The sequence below is a fragment of the uncultured Neptuniibacter sp. genome, assembly GCF_947498015.1.
Taxonomy (GTDB): domain Bacteria; phylum Pseudomonadota; class Gammaproteobacteria; order Pseudomonadales; family Balneatricaceae; genus Neptuniibacter.
This window is the reverse complement of record NZ_CANMIR010000010.1, coordinates 29,190-48,658: the sequence shown is the minus strand read 5'-3', so window position 1 is coordinate 48,658 and position 19,469 is coordinate 29,190. Positions and strand designations below refer to the sequence as shown.

Genomic DNA, 19,469 nt, shown 5'->3' with positions numbered 1-19,469 from the left:
ACTTAGGAATGATCATTTTTTATACAGCTCTTTTCTCTTTATATAAAATATAAATATATAAAGAAGATATATGTTTTCTTATTTTAATGATTATATATGGTGAGCCTGTTTTCTGGTGATAAACCACTTTTTTCCATTAAAATCAGCTAAATAGCGTAATGAAAACTCTATGATTATGATGCTGATATTCTCTGTGAAAGCCACCGGTAAGCTGTGTATATATAGGCGGGTTGTCCACAGTTGTGATTATTAACAGATTTATCCCAAGGATTAATCTGCCCACCTATACAGTTTATTCACACCCTCTGGTGATAACATTTTTCACTAGCCATTTAATCGGTGTAATAATGAATTTAAATAACGCCTAGGGTTTTATGCAACATATTGGAAATAAAGGAAATATTTGAGTTATAAATAAATTACACACGTGTTACTAAGGACTTATTCTATACAGAGAATGTGATATTTATGTGGATAAGCTGGATATAACATTTGAGTTATTTGTTATAAAGCCGCTTTATAATGATTAATCAATCGCTTATGGATATCAGATGGTGATATTTTGATCAGATAGATAATAGGTGCGGGTAAGCCAGCTTATCTCTGGCTTACCCGGTAGGGGGAGTGTTAAAGGATCTATAGTTCTGGTTTATTTGCCGATACAGAATGAGCTAAAAATTCTACCCAGCAGATCATCTGAGGAGAATGCACCTGTGATCTCATTTAAGGTGTTCTGTGATTGACGCAGATCTTCTGCCAAAAGCTCACCGGCTCCATTTAACTCAAGTTGCTCCAGGCCGGTTTTTAGTAGTTCATGAGCACGACCTAGTGCATCCAGGTGCCGTCGTCTGGCCATAAAACCGCCCTCAGTAGTGACACGAAAACCCATCGACTCTTTTAGATGTTCCCGTAGAAGGTTGATACCCTCCTGAGATTTTGCAGACAAACTAATGGTTGTATGATCATGAGCTTCTTGTATTGTGATCGCTTCACCACTCAGATCAGCTTTGTTACGAATTACAGTTATTCTGCTGGACTCAGGTAACTGGTGAACAAACTCAGGCCAGATCTGCTCGGGGTGATCTGTCTTAGTAGTCTGACTATCAACCATTAGCAGAACCCGATCTGCTTTTTGAATCTCTTCCCAGGCACGATTGATCCCAATACGTTCAACCTCATCTGGTGCATCACGCAAACCAGCTGTATCAATAATATGCAGTGGCATACCGTCAATATGTATGTGTTCACGCAGAACATCACGTGTGGTTCCTGCAATATCGGTAACAATTGCTGTTTCTCTTCCGGCTAGCGCATTGAGCAAACTTGATTTGCCCGCATTGGGCCGACCAGCAATGACTACATTCATCCCTTCACGGAGCAAACTACCCTGCTTTGCTTCAGCCTGGACCGCTTCGACATGGGTCAATATGGTTTTCAGGTCCGCCAATACTTTACCGTCAGCAAGGAAGTCGATCTCCTCTTCGGGAAAATCGATCGCAGCTTCAACATAGATTCGTAGTTGAATCAGGGATTCAACAAGTGAGTGGATACGGTTAGAAAATTCACCCTGAAGAGAGCGAATAGCGCAGCGGGCAGCCTGTTCTGATGAGCTATCTATCAGATCTGCAATGGCTTCGGCTTGGGCCAGATCGAGTTTATCGTTAAGAAATGCACGCTCGGAAAACTCACCCGGTTTAGCAAGCCGTGCACCCAGCTCAATCGCTTGCTTTAACAACAGGTCAATGATGATTGGACCGCCATGGCCCTGAAGTTCAAGAACATCCTCACCTGTAAAAGAGTTAGGGCCGGGGAAAAATAATGCGATTCCCTGATCGATCTCTTGGCCTGACTGATCGAAGAACGGACCATAATGGGCGTAGCGAGGTTTCAACTCTGTTTTCACAATCGCCTGCGATATGGTTTTAGCCAGTGGGCCTGAGATCCTGACAATACCAACACCACCACGTCCAGGTGGAGTCGCTTGAGCGGTTATAGTGTCACTACTGGTCAGGGTCATAACGGGTCTCGCTTGGATAATTTAGCGGAAGTTTACCACTTTGCTCTGTCAGGTCATAAACAGCAGATACAAAAAAGCCGCTACATCTGCAGCGGCTTTTTTCGATCATAACGGTTACTTATCGGTACCGTTTTCAATCTGCTTATTGATCACATACTGCTGGGCGATTGAAAGAATGTTATTCACAACCCAGTACAGTGTCAGACCTGCAGGGAACCACAGGAAGAAGAATGTGAACATGATTGGTAGCATCTTCATGATCTTCGCCTGCATCGGATCTGGAGGTGTCGGGTTCAGCATCTGCTGGATAAACATACTCACGCCCATGATGATTGGCAGGATGAAGTATGGATCTTTAACAGAGAGATCTGCCAGGTAAAGGAACTCGGCATGGCGCAGATCAACGGATTCCATCAGCACCCAATAAAGTGCGATGAAAATAGGCATCTGAGCAACAATTGGAAGACAGCCACCTAGGGGATTGATCTTCTCTTTCTGATAGAGCTTCATCATCTCTTGTGACATCTTTTGACGATCATCACCGTAGAGCTCTTTCAGTCGTGTCATCTCCGGACCGAATTTGCGCATCTTCGCCATCGATTTGAATGCTTTAGCATTCAGCTGGAACAGAGCCGCTTTGACAATAATTGTAATGCCGATAATAGCCAGGCCCCAGTTACCTACCAGGCCGTAGATCCATTTCAGAAGCATATATAGCGGAGAAGCGATCCACCAGAGAACACCATAATCGACAGTGAGCTTCAGGTTTTCATCCGCCTGTTCCATGATGTCCTGATCTTTAGGACCCGCATAGAAGTTAGCGCTCACTGTATTGCTTTCACCCGGTAAAACAGTAAGTTCAGGAGATAGGAAACCGGCAATGTAATTGCCATTAAGCTTACGTGTCTGATAGTTATACTCGGCACCTTTCTCAGGGATCCAGGCACTCAGGAAATAGTGTTGAGACATCGCAACCCAACCATCCTGGCTGGTTTTCTTAAACTGAGAGTCATCGATGTCATCAAAATCATATTTTTCGTAGTTGTTTTCAACAGTAGAAAACACAGGGCCGAGGTATGACTGCATACCCATATCAGTTGAGGAGGTTGGATCTTCACTACGATCACGTTTCAACTGACCAAACAGGTTTGCAGACCAGCGAGCTTCAGACTGGTTGTTGACGATGAAATCCAGACCGACCTCATAGGAACCAGCACTAAATGTATAACGTTTGGTTATCTGAACCCCTTTCTCATCAGTGTAAACAAGATCAACAGAGATTTTATCCTGTTCACCCAACACATATTCGCTTTGAGATACAGAGTAGGTTGGACGACCTTTAGGACTCGCATCCGGACCATTTTTCCCGACCAGACCGCTCTGAGATACATAGGTACGATTAACGGTCTGTTCCAGAAGAACAAATGGAAGATCAGAACCAAGTAGTGCTTTATATTCAGGTAGAGATACCTCGATGATATCGCCGCCCTTAGTATCGATTAAGACATTAAGAACATCTGTTTTGATACTAACCAATGTGGTTTCGGTGGTTGCCTGAGCTGTAGCACCTGGAATATCAGCCGCTTGTTTAGAAACCTCTGCTTCGGGAAGATCCGATGCAGCTGGCTGACTTTGATAGGCGGATACTGAGGTAGTTGCTTGTTGAGCTTCAGGTTGTTGACCGTAGTCTTGGTTCCATTGCAGCACTAGCAAGTAGCTGATTAAGCAGAGTGCACCAATGAGAATAATACGCTGTACATCCATGGGTTAAGGACCAATCTGGTTTACTTTAACTTTTTTGATTTATTTTTCAGTCGGGACCAGCATTTCTTCATCAGCTTGTGGATCTCTTCATTTTCCAGTTCACCCAGACCCTGTCGAGCGAGGATGATCATGTCCACAGCAGGTAAATTATGTTGATTCAGACGAAAGGATTCGCGAATGATACGCCGAACGCGGTTACGTTTCACCGCCTTACGGATATTTTTTTTGGAAATTACAAATCCTAGCCGGGGCTGGCCTAGATCATTCGGACGGGAGAGAATGAGGATTGGCTGGTCTGGTACTTTCAGCTGTACGTCGTCAAACACACTTTGAAAGTCCCTGCCAGTTAGCAGACGTAACTGGCGGGGGAATCTGAATTCGGTCATTCAAATAAACCAGACCGTTTTGCCAGTCATTAAGCAGACAGGCGCTTACGGCCTTTAGCGCGACGACGGTTAATTACCTGACGGCCAGCTTTAGTAGCCATGCGGGCACGGAAGCCGTGTGTGCGCTTACGCTTTAATACGCTTGGTTGAAATGTTCTTTTCATCGGTCAATCCTGCCAACGCGTTGTTAAATGAATACGTAGTTATAAACCACGCGAAAAAATAGAGGGCGAATTCTATTGAATTTGCAGGCGGGGTTCAATCTATTTTTACGAATAATTACGGTTTTTTCATCTTTCTCGGTTTTTCAACCTTCTACTTACGGTCTAAGAAGGTTGTATAGCTACCTAATAGGTTACCTGAAGAATTCAGAGTATACCGATCTATTTCCGAAACTGATTATCGGGCAATTTCATCATGGAGCATAGACCTGATGTATAGGAGTGACGTCATTGATGAAGGAAAATGTTATTAACTCTGTTAATTCTGTGGATAACTCTTCTTTTCCCAGTGAATATACGTTACCCAGCCTTGAATAACTTTAGGGATAAGAAGTGAGTTAGCTGTGCTTTTGCTGCTTAAATATGGTGTGTAACTTTGTTTCAATGCCGCATGAAATAAGGGTTCTATTAAATTTTATTGTTGTGAAATGAGATAAAAAAAAACGTAATTCTTTGTGGATAAGTGGGCGGGAAGTCGTTAGAATCGTTCTACTACTCTGAACTATATTTTTAAGCAGTTCTTTCTTACTTCTTCAGAGTACATAACCTATAACAATCACAACAGGATAAGAGAAGGGCCTCTCCTCTATGTCGACGGAACTTTGGGCGCGTTGTTTACACAGCCTTCAGGATGAGTTTCCGGCTCAGCAATACAATACCTGGATTAGACCACTTCAGGTGGCTCCGGAAAGTGCTGAACAGTTAATTCTGGTGGCGCCTAATCGTTTTGTTCGTGACTGGGTTAATGATAAGTTTCTCTCCCGTATACGACAGGTTGTTTGTGACGTTACCGGTGATATCTCAACAGAAGTACAATTAGAGGTTGCAAATAATCGTGGTGTACCTCCTCGGCCTCGTCATAACCCGAATTATCCACGGCGTCAGGCCCCTGCGCCGGTAAGCTCACCACGCCCTGCCCCGCCGGCTTTCACAGCGGAGCGTGCGTCTGTTGAATCGGCACCCGTTGCTGCTGCATTGACATCATCGACACCTGTTCACTCTCATGCGGTGTCCTCTGTTTCTGATAATTTACGTGAGGACAGTTTCCAGCCGGTAGCTCCTGAACCTGCTGTTCCCTCGCAAATTCAGATGCCGATGCATATTCCAGCGTCTGACATTCCGCCTGCTCCCCCCTCTGCACCTATGCCTGAGCCTGTTGAGCGGATGGTTAATGTAGAGGGTGGGTTGAAACACCATCAGTCTAATCTGAATCAATCCTTTACCTTTGATTCATTTGTTCAGGGTAAGTCGAACCAGTTGGCGTTGGCTGCGGCTCGTCAGGTGGGAGATAACCCTGGCGTATCCTATAACCCCCTCTTTATATATGGCGGCGTAGGTTTAGGTAAAACCCACTTGATGCATGCGGTGGGTAACGAAATGCTAAAGCGTAATCCGAATGCAAAGATTGTTTATCTGCATTCTGAGCGCTTTGTGGCGGACATGGTTAAAGCGCTGCAGCTTAATGCGATTAACGACTTTAAACGCTATTACCGCTCAGTTGATGCACTTTTAATTGATGATATCCAGTTCTTCGCTGGTAAAGAGCGTTCACAGGAAGAGTTTTTTCATACATTTAATGCTCTGCTTGAGGGCGGTCAGCAGATGATTCTGACGAGTGACCGCTACCCGAAAGAGATTAATGGGGTTGAGGAGCGCCTTAAGTCACGCTTTGGTTGGGGCCTGACCGTTGCGATTGAGCCTCCTGAGCTGGAAACCCGTGTTGCGATCCTGATGAAGAAAGCCGATGAAGCGCGCGTCAGACTACCTGATGATGCTGCATTCTTCCTGGCTCAAAAAATTCGCTCCAATGTGCGTGAACTTGAAGGGGCATTAAAACGTGTTATTGCCAATGCACATTTCACGGGTAGCGCGATTACAACTCCATTTATTAAAGAATCTCTGAAAGACCTGCTGGCTTTGCAGGATAAACAGGTTAGTATTGATAATATTCAAAGAGTTGTAGCTGATTATTATAAGATTAAGGTTTCTGATCTGCTGTCAAAACGACGCAGTCGTTCTGTAGCCAGACCTCGTCAGGTTGCGATGAGTCTGTCGAAGGAACTGACCAACCATAGCTTGCCGGAAATTGGTAACGCATTCGGTGGTCGCGATCACACAACCGTGCTCCATGCTTGCCGTAAGATTAAGGAGCTACGTGAAAGTGATACGGATATCAGAGAAGATTATAAGAATTTACTACGCCATCTGACGGCGTAATCAATCCGGCCATCACTGGACCGGCCATATAAAAGGTAGGTGGGGAAACGATGAAATTTGTCATCTCACGTGAAGCGTTGATCAAACCGTTGCAGTTGGTTGCCGGTGTGGTCGAACGCCGCCAGACATTGCCAGTGCTATCCAACATTTTGTTGGTCGCTGAAGGGGATCAACTGTCGATGACCGGTACTGACCTTGAGGTCGAATTGGTCGGGCGTGTGACACTGGATGAGCCAGCTGAAGCGGGCTCTGTTACAGTGCCAGCTCGTAAGTTGATGGATATCTGTAAATCATTGCCAGATTCAGCTCGTATTGAGCTGACCCTGACAGGCCAGAAGATGGTGATTAAAGCCGGTCGAAGCCGCTTCACTCTTTCTACCCTGCCAGCGGCAGAGTTTCCCAATGTGGAAGACAGTCCGGAAACACTGGAGCTGTCGATGCTTCAGCACCAACTGCGTAACCTGATTGATAAAACAGGTTTCTCTATGGCGCAGCAGGATGTACGTTACTACCTGAACGGTATGCTGCTTGAGATTGCTAACGGCCAGCTGCGTTCCGTTTCTACAGATGGTCACCGTCTGGCGACCAGTGTTACCAATGTTGAAGCTCAAGAGGGAATGCAACACCAGATCATTGTACCGCGTAAGGGCATTCTGGAGCTTGCGCGACTTCTTCAAAATGGTGATGAAGAGTTACGTTTGGTAATCGGTGCAAGCCATATCCGTGCCCATGTTGGAGATTTCACTTTCACCTCCAAACTGGTCGACGGCAAATTCCCGGATTATGAGCGCGTTATTCCGAAGAATGGTGATAAGATTCTTCTGAGTGATCGTATGGAGTTGCGACAGGTATTAAGCCGAATCGCAATTTTATCCAATGAGAAATATCGTGGTGTTCGCCTTTCCTTGACTAATGGCTATCTTCAGGTAATGGCAAATAACCCTGAGCAGGAAGAAGCGGAAGAAACTCTGGCTGTTGATTATGAAGGTGATACCTTAGAAGTTGGCTTTAATGTTAACTATCTGTTGGATTGCCTCTCTATACTCAATTCAGACGTTGTACGACTAACGTTGTCTGATTCAAACTCCAGTGCTCTGGTTGAAGGGTTTGATGAGGAAGGAAGTCTTTACGTTGTCATGCCAATGCGTATGTGATCTGTACCTAAACATTCACGGGGGCTTTTAGAGTTGTCTGGAAGCCCCCGTTTTGTATCTGCACCTGATGTCCATATCTAAACTTCAAATCCAGCACCTTCGTAATCTCAGTGAGGTCACACTCACAGCGTCTCCTGCGATCAATATCATCTGTGGTGAAAATGGCAGTGGAAAAACCAGTATTCTGGAAGCGATTAATGTGCTCGGTCTGACACGGTCGTTCCGTACAAATAAAGCAAGACACCTTGTTCAAAACGGCGAGTGTGCAGCCGTCGTGTTTGCCTCTATAGATCCAATGGCACAGGGATTGAAACAGTCACTCGGTGTTCAGCGCCCTGTTGAAGGGGAGGCCCGGATCCGTTTTGAAGGAGCCGATATTGACCTTTCTACCCTCGCTGAGCTTATTCCTCTCCAGGTGATAAATTCTGATACGTTCCTTTTGCTGGAAGGATCTCCTGCCGTCAGACGACAGTTTCTTGATTGGGGTGTTTTTCATGCAGACAAAGCTTTCATACGCCTCTGGAGAGGCTTCAGGCGGGTATTAAAACAGCGTAATACTTTGTTGAAATGTGGTAAGATTGACAATAGTTTACGCCAGGTTTGGGATTGTGAATTTATCGCATTTTCTGAGCAATTAAACCGCCTTAGAATTGAATATCTAAAACTACTAAAACCAGAGTTTGAGACGGTTGTTTCGCAACTTTTAGGGGAGATGGATATTCAATTGGGGTTTAGTTATGGCTGGGATAAAAAGCGTCCCCTCGATGAGGTTCTTGCGAGCAACTTTGAACGTGATCTACGCCAGGGTTTCACTGGGAGCGGCCCCCAACGCGCTGATATTAGGCTCAAAGTTGACGGTCATAATGCAGCTGAACGTTTATCCCGGGGGCAGAAGAAGTTAGTCGTTAGTGCTTTGAAGCTTGCTCAGGGAGCGTTGTTTCAGAGGATGAACGGCCGGCCCTGTATCTATCTGATCGATGACTTACCCTCAGAGCTCGATAGCGTGCACGGCGAACAGTTTTGTAAAGTGTTAGAGCAAAGTTCTAACCAGTGTTTTATAACCTGTGTTGATGACAGTTCGCTAAACGCGTTCTGGCATCCGCAAACGGAATTAGCGACTTTTCGTATCACAGATGGTGACATTGTATCGCCAATGTAACGAAAGAGTTAGGAGAGTTGGATGAGCGGCGAAGATAATCAAGATTATGATTCCTCAAGTATTAAGGTACTAAAAGGCCTTGATGCGGTCAGGAAGCGCCCGGGCATGTATATTGGTGACACCGACGATGGTACCGGTCTTCATCACATGGTGTTCGAGGTCGTGGATAACTCCATCGATGAAGCGCTGGCCGGACACTGTAGTGAAATCAAAGTGATTATCCATCCTGATGAGAGTATTACAGTTTCGGATAATGGTCGTGGAATTCCGACGGATATCCACCCTGAAGAGGGGGTTTCTGCCGCAGAAGTGATCATGACTGTTCTGCACGCAGGCGGTAAGTTTGATGATAATAGTTATAAGGTTTCCGGTGGTCTTCACGGAGTAGGTGTATCAGTTGTGAACGCCCTCTCGGTTAAATTGAAGATGACGATTCGCCGTAATGGTCGGGTGCATGAACAAATTTATCACCACGGTGAACCTGAAGCGCCACTTGCGGTTGTAGGTGAAACAGAATCTAGTGGCACCATGGTTCGTTTCTGGCCATCCGAAGACACCTTTACCAATGTCTCCTTTAAGTTCGATATTTTGGCTAAACGCCTGCGTGAACTTTCGTTTCTAAACTCTGGTGTGCGTATCGTTCTTAAAGATGAGCGTACAGCCGTTGAAGAAGTATTCGAATATGAAGGTGGTCTGAGTGCTTTTGTTGAGTATCTTAATACCAACAAGACAACAGTTAATAAAATATTCCACTTCACTGCCGATCATGAGAGTGGCGTTGCTGTTGAAGTTGCGATGCAATGGAATGATAGCTATCAGGAGAGCATTCACTCCTTTACCAACAACATTCCACAACGTGATGGTGGTACCCACCTTTCTGGTTTTCGTGCAGCATTAACCCGTTCTCTTAATTCCTATATTGAGAATGAAGGCCTGAATAAAGGTGGCAAGATCAGTACGACTGGTGATGACAGCCGTGAAGGTCTGACCGCCATTATCTCTGTTAAAGTCCCTGATCCGAAGTTCTCCTCGCAGACTAAAGATAAGCTAGTTTCCTCAGAGGTTAAATCTGCCGTTGAGCAGACTATGGGGGAACGTCTGTCAGACTATCTTCAGGAGAACCCTCAGGAAGCTAAATCTGTCGTCTCTAAGATGATTGATGCCGCGCGTGCTCGTGAAGCTGCGCGTAAAGCACGTGAAATGACTCGTCGTAAAGGTGCACTGGATATTGCAGGTCTGCCAGGTAAGCTGGCTGACTGCCAAGAGAAAGACCCCGCTCTTTCTGAAATCTACCTGGTGGAGGGTGACTCTGCTGGTGGTTCTGCAAAACAGGGTCGTGCGCGTAAGACACAGGCTATCCTGCCGCTTAAAGGTAAGATACTCAACGTTGAGAAAGCCCGCTTCGATAAGATGCTTAGCTCTGCAGAGGTGGGTACTCTGATCACAGCCTTGGGTTGTGGTATCGGTCGTGAAGAGTACAACCCGGATAAACTGCGTTATCACCACATCATCATCATGACAGATGCCGACGTAGATGGATCGCACATCCGAACCCTGCTACTGACTTTCTTTTTCCGTCAGATGCCTGAATTGATTGAGCGCGGCTATGTTTATATTGCTCAGCCGCCGCTGTATAAGATCAAGAAAGGCAAACAGGAACAGTATCTCAAGGATGATGAAGCGCTGGATTCATACCTATTGCAAGGCGCGTTAGATGGTACAACGCTCCATGTTAATGCTGATGCACCAGGTATTGGTGGTGAGAAACTACAGGAGCTGGTTTACCAGTATCGTGCAGTCATTCGCACAATCAATCGTATGTCTCGTGTCTATCCTTATGCGATGCTGAAGTCCTTGCTGGATACAGCTGCGTTCCCACGTGACAACATGACGGATCAGTCTGCTGTTGCAGATTGGTGTGATCAGTTTGACGATGCCCTTGCTGGTTACTCAGACAAAGCGATCAGCTATCAGTGCCTGGTAGAAGAAGATAAAGAACACAGCAATTTCGTTGCTAAAGTGGTGATGTTGCAGCACGGCGTTGCGCATGATTACATTCTGAACGATGAGTTCTTCGCTTCACGTGAATACACTGAGATGTCGAAGATGGCTGATACCCTGTCTGGTCTTCTGGAAGATGGTGCTTACCTTCAGCGTGGTGAACGCACCAAGGAGCTAACTGATTTTGAAGAGGGCCTGAATTGGTTGCTGGATCTCTCCCGTCGTGGTCACTACATTCAGCGATACAAAGGATTGGGTGAGATGAACCCGGAACAGCTTTGGGAAACCACTATGGATCCTGAGTCACGCCGTATGCTCCAGGTCACCATTGAAGACGCGATTGCAGCAGATCAGCTGTTCACCACCCTGATGGGTGATGAGGTTGAACCACGTCGTAACTTCATTGAATCCAATGCTCTGCAGGTTGCAAACCTAGACGTATAATTGTTTGTCAGTACTTACTGACTCTAGAAAACTACAATAAAAAAGCCCTGCTAGCGATAGCGGGGCTTTTTTCGGTATTAATTATCTCCATAAAAAATATAGCGTTGCTAACGGTCAGCTCCTCAAAATAGACAGTTTGTTAAACTCCATGAATCTTGTTGTGAAGGGTCTTAGTGTTGTTTCTGTGCTATTGATGGATTCAGAGTAAGGGATAGTTATTGCTTCTTAAGGTTCAAGGGTGGTATTCCCATATGAGGAACTATGTACCCCTGTTATGAAGATCAGATCTTCCGTGCAATGATAAATAGATCCACATTATCTATACCATGGTGCCACTGTGTTTCTATCTTAAAGCCTGCCGCTCTGATCTCTTCTGTCAGTTGTTCCTCCGAGAGGATAAATATATCCGGCATCAGGTCCAGGCGTTTGCCCAGCGGGACGAGAAATTTGATAAATCGTAGGTAGGAGTTACCTAGGCAACCGGTACTACTGACAAAAATCCCACCAGGTTTGAGTATCCGGGCGACTTCGTCCAGAACTGATTTCCGATCAGTAATAAGATGAATTACATTGAGTCCTAGTACAGCATCCATACTCTCTGCCTCTGCCTGAAATCCTTCAAGGGTATTCTGGCTAAAGGTGATATTTTTCATACAAGCTTCACCTGCCCTACTACGCCCTATTTCCAACATCTTCCCTGATATATCGATCGCATCTATATGCTTGACGTGTGGTGCATGCTGGACAGCTGTAGCACCGGTCCCACATCCAAACTCAAGTATTTGCATCTCGGGTGTGAAGTATTTTTGGGTTTCAGCTAGTTTACGCTGATAGGAATCTTCATCTGAGATGGCGCTCTTCGCATAAGCTTCCGCTTTCCTGTCCCAGAACTGATCGGACTTATTCATAGTTTTGAGCTGTAGGTTGGCTTGTGATTAGGGTATAGCGTTATATCAAGTCGCTAATTTTTCACTCGCTTTCACTTTAATTCCTATATTGTTTTAGAGCTATGAGTGTATAGCTAACTTGCTAAGGGCTGGTAATCGAAGGTTCGATTGATGCTTTATACCTTTCTTATTCGAATTCAGGTGAATAAAACCTCTACCCTGTCTGATGAGCTGAATAACATTTTTTACTCCCATCTCTCAGATTGGCAGGGTAAATAGCCAGTAGGTTAATCCTACTGCAGGTATGGTACTCATTATTAATTTGGTTAAGCTGGTCGACTCCCGTTCTTCGTCCAGTCCAGCTTTATCCCCTTTGCTATGCTCAGTATTACCATGTTTTGGTTTCTTACCATGTAGCATCGCAGGTAACAGTGACTCTTTAAATTTAACCTTATACAAAATAATTGCCAGGATGTGTAATCCGACTAAGAACTGTAGGAGTAGCTGAATGGATTCGTGGATCTCACCTGCCAGTTCTGCGCTACTTTCACTTATAGAGTTATAGAAGGGACCATTCCAGATAATATCGTCCGTAGATAGCATGCCGGTGCTTAATTGGACCGCCAATAGTGATAACAATACAACGACCATCATGCTTCCGGCTGGGGTGTGCCCGTATAGCGGTTTATGCTGACCTCTCAGCAGTTTATTGGTGTATCTAATAGATGCTATCGGATTGAGGGTAAATGCGCTGAAACGCGCATACCTTGTTCCTAAGAAACCCCAGATAAGTCTGAAAGTGATTAAGCCTGTTAGCAGGTAACCTGTATAGAAATGCCACTCCATCAGATCATCACTTTCACCGCTTATGATCATAAAGATAAACAGGATTGCCAGTGACCAGTGAAACAAGCGGGTTGGAAGATCCCAGACTTTCATCATTGTGTCCATGATTGAGAGAGCCTCTAATAGAACCAAGAGAGGCCTCTTCTGAGGCCTTCTTGGTATTATCGGGTATTAAGCTTATTTTGCTTTGTAATCGTCGTGACAGGACTTACAGGATTTACCTACAGGGCCAAAACTCTTTTTCAGTGAGTCGAGATCATTACCTGCGTCACTTGCTAATTTCTCAACAGCTAATTGCCAGTCACTTTGCTTCTGTTTGACATCAGCAAAGTTTTCCCAAATACCAGGTTTAGCTTTGGTGTTATCCAGTTGACTGTTATCAGATCCCTTTGGCCAGAGCATGCCGTTATTTAGTTTGCTCAGATTGTAGATGTTATTTGCTGCGGTTGACGCAATGTCAGCATCGTAATCTTTCTTGCCTTTTACCATCGCACCCAAAATACCAAAGTTATATTTAATGATCTGGTAATACCCCTGTCGGGCATTGATCTCATCTTTAAATACCTCATCTGCGACGGCTGGTGCAGTGACTGTCGCCAGCATTGCTGTACAGAGTGTGATCTTTGCTAGTTGCTTCATTGCTAACTTTTCTCCCTGAGCTCTTCAGTGTTGACTTCGCTTTCCCGCATCATATCACTGCCTTATATTGATAACAGCTAATGTAGGTCAGAGATGGCGTAAAGATTTGTAAAGCGTCGTTGGTGTCAGCTCAAGCGCTCTAGTCAGGCCGGTTTAAATAGTACGTCTCTTTTCGGCTAATACCTCAATCCAGCGCATAAGAATTATTTTCTGGATTGAGGATAAGTGAAAGGCTTTGGGGATGGCTATTGCGACTATGATTGTGTTGTTTTTGCTGTGCAGACAGGTGGTTTCACGTGAAACATTGTTTGCTGGTAGTAATGTTACCTAGATAATTGATGCTGCAAAACTATGTAGGTCGTCATGAATAAGAGTTCCATGAGGCAGTGACTTTCCGCTTGATATAGTGCGCTGCCCTTTCCCGGTTTTGACTAAGATGGTTGTACAGTTTAGTTGTTTGCCGGCTTCAAGGTCACGCAAGCTGTCTCCGACTGTATAAGCACCGGTTAGATCATCAAGCTCAAACTTGTCTGCAATTTTTCTAAACATGCCTGGTAGTGGTTTTCTGCAGTCACAGTTATCGTCGGGGCCATGTGGGCAGAATTCAATGGAGTGTATTTTACCTCCAGCTTTCTCTACTAGATTGATCAGTTCCGTGTGCATTTCGTTCAGTGTTTCTAGCGTGAAATACTCTCTAGCTAAACCAGATTGATTAGTTGCGATACAGATTGTATAGCCTGCTTTGTAGAGGTCAGCTATTGCTTTGATGCTGCCGGGAATTGGGATCCATTCATCTAGTGTTTTCACATATGCGTCAGAGTCCTGATTGATAACGCCATCGCGATCTAGAATAATTAATTTATATGGATCAATTTGGTTCATATTGCTGCCTATTAGCAAGATCTGTTTTACCGTATTCTATCTAAATACTGCACAATAGCCGAGCTTGATTGGCATGTAACAGGAAGCTCCTGCTCATACTAGGAGTGCTAATTTCTAATTCACATTGCGCTAATTTAACCCTATGAAGGCCTAATGTTCGTTCCGGATGGTTTGTGCATTCTCTTCGTTATGTTGCTGGATCCAGTCATTTGATTGCTATTCAGGAGTTGGTCGCCGCTAATCACTCCTATGCAATCGTCTTGCTTGGCATGAGGGAAGTAAAGGTGCAAAGCCGATTTAGACGTGTCCTCATGCGGTTAGGATTCCCTTATCTGTTCTGAACCCTGCAACCAGACGGTATCGTTGATTGCTAGGTTATTTGGATCTATTTCTATATGTGCATTTGACGGTCGGTATGAGAATTAATATGTGTTCGTACACGTCGTGGCCATAAGTCCAGAGGCACCTAGTTCCAAGCAGGATCGAATCTATATATGTGATCTTGATGTTGGGAGAAACCAGGAGTTGGTACTCGGGTCTGTGTGCTTTAGATGCCTGCCCTGGCCCCTGTACTTACTGCGGTTGTGAGTTGCCTGTGTCGTCCTGAGCTATGTTCGGTGGTTCTAGGTCTGCTCTGCTTTTCTGTTTAATGGCCGTCTCGTCTAAACGCTGCCTTTATTCCTGCTGTTAGTGCTGTGATCCTGAATGGGCCTGCAATGAGATTGTCAGCACCTGGGTCTAGGGTGGTGGCTCTACCTGGTTTTACCGCTCTTGAAGTCAGCAGTAATAGCGTCGTTTGTTAGGAGTAATTCTTCCTTGCTTCACGGTCGTTCTCTTAACTTGATGGCTCTTGAGTTGAATATCCACGATCATCAAATCCTATAGTTTGTTCGTGTAAATTTTCTTCCTTCAGTGCAGTTACCAGGGTCTGTTGTCTGTGCATCTATATTAGTTAGGTGTGGTTTCATTCGTTTTCGTTCTCCTCTTGATATTCAATCATCAGGCTTTTATCTCGCATAACTATTGCCTCAAGTTTGGATTGAGTGGGTATGACCATGACCTCCCATCTGCAAACATTCTTTACCTCCGTATTTCTTGCGCGAGGCTTTTCTGTTCTCGCTGAAGGATGTTTCACGTGAAACAAAAAAAAACCGGCACAAAGGCCGGCTTTAGATGTTTAGATGAGGCAGTTAGCCAAGCACAGAGATGTCAGCGACACCTAAGAACAATGCGCGTAGCTGGCTAAGAAGAGCCAAGCGGTTGCTCTTAACCGCTTCATCATCCGCCATAACCATGACGTCTTCGAAGAAGGCGTCAGTTGATGCGCGAAGACTGGCTAATGACTCAAGCGCTTCTTGATATTTACCTTCTGCGAATAGTGGCGCTAGCGCAGCTTTTTGAGCTTCGATCTCGGCAGCCAGTGCTTTCTCGGCAGCTTCAGTTAGCAGTTCGTTATTAACGTCGGTAGTACCTGTTACACCCTGCTTGCTCAGGATGTTAGATACACGCTTGTTAGCAGCAGCTAGTGCTTCGGCTTCGGCTAGGGAGCGGAAGTGGTTAACTGCTTTAACTCGACGATCGAAGTCTAGTGGGCGGCTTGGTTTTAGCGCCAATACAGATAGGAATACTTCGGCATTGATATCTGCATCTTCGTACCACGCGCGGAAGCGCTCTAGCATGAAGTCTAGAACTTTATCTTCTAGGCCTTCGCGTGCTGGGAGATCGTTGTGGTTGTTGGCAGCGATGCTTAATAGCTCACGCAGATCCAGATCTAATTCGCGCTCTACGATGATGCGAAGTACGCCTAGCGCTGCACGACGAAGTGCAAATGGGTCTTTAGAGCCCGTAGGCGGCTGGTTGATACCGAATAGGCCCGTTAGGGTGTCCAGGCGGTCAGCGATTGCTACAGCGATGCCAGGTGCTGTCTGAGGTAGCTCGTCGCCAGCAAAGCGAGGCATGTATTGCTCATTCTGAGCGAGTGCTACATCCTGGTCTTCACCATCATTCAGCGCATAGTGGTAACCCATCAAACCTTGTAGGTCGGTGAATTCGTAAACCATGTCTGTAAGAAGGTCGGTTTTGCACAGTAGACCAGCGCGTTCTGCTTTCGCTTGATCCTGTTTTAGGGTCGCAGCGATCTTGCCTGATAGTGCGCTAATGCGAGCGGCTTTATCGTAAACAGTGCCCAGGTCTTTCTGGAATACGATGGTTTTGAGTTTCTCAACACGAGATTCCAGCGTGGTCTTTTTGTCAGTTTCGAAGAAGAACGCAGCGTCAGATAAACGTGGACGAATGACTTTTTCGTTACCTTCAATTACCTGCTGAGGATCTTTAGAAACGATGTTGCAGATCGTAGTAAAGTTAGGCAACAGGTTTCCATCAGCATTCAGGTGGTGGAAGTACTTCTGGTGCTCTTTCATTGAAGAGATTAGCGCTTGCGCTGGTACTTCAAGGAAGCTCTCTTCGAAACGGCCGGTTAATGCTACTGGCCATTCGTTAAGTGCGGTTACTTCATCAAGCAGGTCTTCGTCGATCTGAGCGACAGCATTCAGCTTAACGCCTTCAGCTTGAACTTGTTCGTTGATCATTGCTTTACGAACATCGTAATCGGCGATTACCATGCCTGGATTTTCTAGACGCTCAGCGTACTCAGATGGAGCGATCAATTCGATCTCTTGGTTGTAGTGGAAACGATGACCGCGAGTCTTACGACCCGATGTCAGACCAAGAATTTCACAATCTACAACTTCGTCACCGAATAGCATGACGAGCCAGTGAACTGGGCGGACGAATTCAACGCGAGATGCACCCCAGCGCATGCGCTTAGGGATAGGGAGTTTGTTCAGAGATGTTTCTACAAGCCCAGGTAGCAGAGAAGATGTCGCGTTGCCCACTTCTGTGTTCTTGAAGTTGTAGTACTCACCTTTGTTTGTATCGATCTTTTCAAGCTGATCGATAGTCACGCCGCAAGATCGAGCGAAGCCTTCTACCGCTTTTTCAGGTGCTTTTACAGATGGGCCGCGTTTTTCGATTTCGCGGTCAGCCTGTTTGTCGTCCAGCGCGCTAATCAAAACAGCCAGGCGGCGTGGAGATGCGTAGCTTTTTACATCGCCAAAGTTAACGCCTGCTTCTTTCAAACCTGCAGTGATGCCCGATGTGAAAGCATCAGAAAGGGTTTTAAGCGCTTTTGGAGGTAACTCTTCGGTACCTAGCTCAACGAGAAAATCATGTTGTGCCATTATTTGCTCTCCTCGCAGTTAGCCAGAACTTCTTGGCGTAGGGCTTCAGGTGCCAGTGGGAAACCTAGTTCTTTACGGGCATTAAAGTATGCGTGTGCGACTTCACGGGCTAGTGTGCGAACACGAAGAATAAAGCGTTGACGCTCTGTTACAGAGATCGCGTGACGCGCATCCAAAAGGTTGAACGTGTGAGACGCTTTAAGAACCTGCTCGTATGCAGGAAGCGGTAGCGGAGTTTCCAAGCTTAGTAGCTTGTTGCACTCAGCTTCGCAGTTGTCGAAGGTTTTGAATAGCTCTTCAACGTTTGCGTGCTCAAAGTTGAAAGTAGATTGCTCAACTTCGTTCTGGTGGAATACGTCACCGTAAGTCACTTTAGTGCCGTCTGGGTTGACTGCCCATGTGAGGTCATAAACGCTGTCTACGCCTTGTAGGTACATGGCAATACGCTCAAGGCCGTAAGTGATCTCGCCGGTCACTGGGTAACATTCAAGGCCACCTGCTTGTTGGAAGTAAGTAAACTGAGTTACTTCCATGCCGTTTAGCCATACTTCCCAACCAAGACCCCAAGCACCTAGTGTTGGAGACTCCCAGTTGTCTTCTACGAAGCGGACGTCGTGAACGCCAAGATCAATACCCATACGCTCAAGAGAGCCTAGGTATAGCTCCTGAATGTTGTCAGGAGATGGCTTAAGAACAACCTGGAACTGGTAGTAGTGCTGCAGACGGTTAGGGTTTTCACCGTAACGGCCATCCGTTGGACGACGACTCGGCTGCACGTATGCAGAGCGCCAGGTTTCTGGTCCAATTGCGCGTAGGAAAGTTGCAGGATGGAAGGTGCCTGCACCAACCTCCATGTCAAGCGGTTGTATGATTACACAGCCCTGCTCTGCCCAGTATTCCTGCAGAGCAAGTATCAGCCCCTGAAATGTACTTACGTCTGGGGTCGCCTTGTCAGTCACAGCGTTTCACCTTTTACAAAAAGTGCCATTATCATCACCCAAAATTAGCGGAAACAGCACCAGATTAGCCCGAAAAATTAGCCGGCAATTATACAACAAAAAATGACCAGTCGGTGGTGGCTTGAGGGGTGATAGAGGCTTTTTTGTAGAAATAATGGGCAGAAAGGAGTTCTGCCCATGAAGGAGGTGCTTAATAATCGAGGCAGAGGTACTTCAGGGTTTCGATAACTTGCTCGGTATTTTCTGCGACAGCGTGAGCACAGGCATCGATCTCTTTAAGGGGGTGAGTCAGTTCGGGGGCATGCTCAACGATGAGTGATTTACCATTGGCAATAGCAAAACCGGCATCGAATGCTGCATTCCATTGACGGTATTTGTCACCAAAACGAACGATCACAATATCCGCTCTCTTGATCGCTGTCATATGGCGCATCGTATTCATCTTTGCGGACTTGTGGTCTGTCCAAAAATTTGAAGCCTCTGGCCCCAGAATCTCAGTAGCACAGCCGTCACTTGAGCCATGATCGGTATTAGGGGTTAAAACATCGATGGGTAATCCATTCTGATTGATCGCTTTCTTGATCTTGTCGCGCCAATCGGTGTGGATCTCTCCAGAAAGATAAACGGTGTAACGCATCTCTATACTCTTCTTAT

The 19,469-nt window shown here is 45.7% G+C and carries 15 protein-coding genes; 4 read left to right on the top strand and 11 right to left on the bottom strand.

Features of this window, described 5'->3' with window-relative positions; all coding sequences use genetic code 11:
* Positions 1-649: 649 nt before the first annotated feature.
* The 4 genes from mnmE to rpmH form a co-directional block, all read right to left on the bottom strand.
* On the bottom strand, positions 650-2,017 hold the full coding sequence (mnmE, locus tag Q0882_RS12710) for a tRNA uridine-5-carboxymethylaminomethyl(34) synthesis GTPase MnmE (RefSeq protein WP_299182316.1): 1,368 nt from the start codon (positions 2,015-2,017) through the stop codon (positions 650-652).
* Between the two features lie 114 nt (positions 2,018-2,131).
* Positions 2,132-3,781, bottom strand: a complete 1,650-nt coding sequence (yidC, locus tag Q0882_RS12705; protein ID WP_299182314.1) for a membrane protein insertase YidC — start codon at positions 3,779-3,781, stop codon at positions 2,132-2,134.
* A 20-nt stretch (positions 3,782-3,801) separates the two neighbouring features.
* Positions 3,802-4,167: a ribonuclease P protein component gene (gene rnpA / locus Q0882_RS12700; RefSeq protein WP_299182312.1), complete on the bottom strand. Its 366-nt coding sequence runs from the start codon at positions 4,165-4,167 to the stop codon at positions 3,802-3,804.
* 29 nt (positions 4,168-4,196) lie between these two features.
* Positions 4,197-4,331 carry a 50S ribosomal protein L34 gene (gene rpmH, locus Q0882_RS12695; protein ID WP_007021587.1) on the bottom strand — a complete coding sequence of 45 codons (135 nt, stop codon included), beginning with the start codon at positions 4,329-4,331 and terminating at the stop codon, positions 4,197-4,199.
* A 645-nt stretch (positions 4,332-4,976) separates the two neighbouring features.
* On the opposite strand from rpmH, the gene dnaA reads away from it, so the two are divergent.
* The 4 genes from dnaA (at position 4,977) to gyrB (ending at position 11,363) form a co-directional block, all read left to right on the top strand.
* A complete protein-coding gene (gene dnaA / locus Q0882_RS12690; protein WP_299182309.1) occupies positions 4,977-6,605 on the top strand; it encodes a chromosomal replication initiator protein DnaA in 1,629 nt (542 codons plus the stop codon).
* A gap of 50 nt (positions 6,606-6,655) precedes the next feature.
* Positions 6,656-7,759 carry a DNA polymerase III subunit beta gene (dnaN, locus tag Q0882_RS12685; protein ID WP_299182306.1) on the top strand — a complete coding sequence of 368 codons (1,104 nt, stop codon included), beginning with the start codon at positions 6,656-6,658 and terminating at the stop codon, positions 7,757-7,759.
* A gap of 67 nt (positions 7,760-7,826) precedes the next feature.
* Positions 7,827-8,918 carry a DNA replication/repair protein RecF gene (recF, locus tag Q0882_RS12680; protein WP_299182303.1) on the top strand — a complete coding sequence of 364 codons (1,092 nt, stop codon included), beginning with the start codon at positions 7,827-7,829 and terminating at the stop codon, positions 8,916-8,918.
* Between the two features lie 21 nt (positions 8,919-8,939).
* Positions 8,940-11,363 (top strand): DNA topoisomerase (ATP-hydrolyzing) subunit B, encoded by a 2,424-nt coding sequence (gene gyrB / locus Q0882_RS12675; protein ID WP_299182301.1) that lies wholly within the window; start codon positions 8,940-8,942, stop codon positions 11,361-11,363.
* A 281-nt stretch (positions 11,364-11,644) separates the two neighbouring features.
* On the opposite strand, the gene Q0882_RS12670 is transcribed toward gyrB, so the two are convergent.
* The 7 genes from Q0882_RS12670 to Q0882_RS12640 form a co-directional block, all read right to left on the bottom strand.
* On the bottom strand, positions 11,645-12,271 hold the full coding sequence (locus Q0882_RS12670) for a class I SAM-dependent methyltransferase (protein ID WP_299182299.1): 627 nt from the start codon (positions 12,269-12,271) through the stop codon (positions 11,645-11,647).
* A 237-nt stretch (positions 12,272-12,508) separates the two neighbouring features.
* A complete protein-coding gene (locus Q0882_RS12665; protein ID WP_299182296.1) occupies positions 12,509-13,201 on the bottom strand; it encodes a cytochrome b/b6 domain-containing protein in 693 nt (230 codons plus the stop codon).
* 72 nt (positions 13,202-13,273) lie between these two features.
* Positions 13,274-13,735 carry a cytochrome c gene (locus Q0882_RS12660; protein ID WP_299182291.1) on the bottom strand — a complete coding sequence of 154 codons (462 nt, stop codon included), beginning with the start codon at positions 13,733-13,735 and terminating at the stop codon, positions 13,274-13,276.
* Between the two features lie 327 nt (positions 13,736-14,062).
* Positions 14,063-14,617: a D-glycero-beta-D-manno-heptose 1,7-bisphosphate 7-phosphatase gene (gmhB, locus tag Q0882_RS12655; protein WP_299182288.1), complete on the bottom strand. Its 555-nt coding sequence runs from the start codon at positions 14,615-14,617 to the stop codon at positions 14,063-14,065.
* A 1,190-nt stretch (positions 14,618-15,807) separates the two neighbouring features.
* The gene (gene glyS, locus Q0882_RS12650) at positions 15,808-17,856 is read right to left on the bottom strand and encodes a glycine--tRNA ligase subunit beta (RefSeq protein WP_299182285.1); all 2,049 of its coding nucleotides are present in this window, start codon (positions 17,854-17,856) and stop codon (positions 15,808-15,810) included.
* On the bottom strand, positions 17,856-18,815 hold the full coding sequence (glyQ, locus tag Q0882_RS12645; RefSeq protein ID WP_299182282.1) for a glycine--tRNA ligase subunit alpha: 960 nt from the start codon (positions 18,813-18,815) through the stop codon (positions 17,856-17,858). Before glyQ ends, glyS begins: the two co-directional genes overlap by 1 nt.
* A 190-nt stretch (positions 18,816-19,005) precedes the next feature.
* Positions 19,006-19,452 (bottom strand): YtoQ family protein, encoded by a 447-nt coding sequence (locus Q0882_RS12640; RefSeq protein WP_299182279.1) that lies wholly within the window; start codon positions 19,450-19,452, stop codon positions 19,006-19,008.
* Between the last annotated feature and the right edge of the window lie 17 nt (positions 19,453-19,469).

Bases quoted from the DNA above. Each gene is read 5' to 3' on its own strand.
- mnmE (WP_299182316.1), bottom strand. From the start codon at position 2,017: ATGACCCTGACCAGTAGTGACACTATAACCGCTCAAGCGACTCCACCT.
- yidC (WP_299182314.1), bottom strand. From the start codon at position 3,781: ATGGATGTACAGCGTATTATTCTCATTGGTGCACTCTGCTTAATCAGC.
- rnpA (WP_299182312.1), bottom strand. From the start codon at position 4,167: ATGACCGAATTCAGATTCCCCCGCCAGTTACGTCTGCTAACTGGCAGG.
- rpmH (WP_007021587.1), bottom strand. From the start codon at position 4,331: ATGAAAAGAACATTTCAACCAAGCGTATTAAAGCGTAAGCGCACACAC.
- dnaA (WP_299182309.1), top strand. From the start codon at position 4,977: ATGTCGACGGAACTTTGGGCGCGTTGTTTACACAGCCTTCAGGATGAG.
- dnaN (WP_299182306.1), top strand. From the start codon at position 6,656: ATGAAATTTGTCATCTCACGTGAAGCGTTGATCAAACCGTTGCAGTTG.
- recF (WP_299182303.1), top strand. From the start codon at position 7,827: ATGTCCATATCTAAACTTCAAATCCAGCACCTTCGTAATCTCAGTGAG.
- gyrB (WP_299182301.1), top strand. From the start codon at position 8,940: ATGAGCGGCGAAGATAATCAAGATTATGATTCCTCAAGTATTAAGGTA.
- Q0882_RS12670 (WP_299182299.1), bottom strand. From the start codon at position 12,271: ATGAATAAGTCCGATCAGTTCTGGGACAGGAAAGCGGAAGCTTATGCG.
- Q0882_RS12665 (WP_299182296.1), bottom strand. From the start codon at position 13,201: ATGGACACAATGATGAAAGTCTGGGATCTTCCAACCCGCTTGTTTCAC.
- Q0882_RS12660 (WP_299182291.1), bottom strand. From the start codon at position 13,735: ATGAAGCAACTAGCAAAGATCACACTCTGTACAGCAATGCTGGCGACA.
- gmhB (WP_299182288.1), bottom strand. From the start codon at position 14,617: ATGAACCAAATTGATCCATATAAATTAATTATTCTAGATCGCGATGGC.
- glyS (WP_299182285.1), bottom strand. From the start codon at position 17,856: ATGGCACAACATGATTTTCTCGTTGAGCTAGGTACCGAAGAGTTACCT.
- Q0882_RS12640 (WP_299182279.1), bottom strand. From the start codon at position 19,452: ATGCGTTACACCGTTTATCTTTCTGGAGAGATCCACACCGATTGGCGC.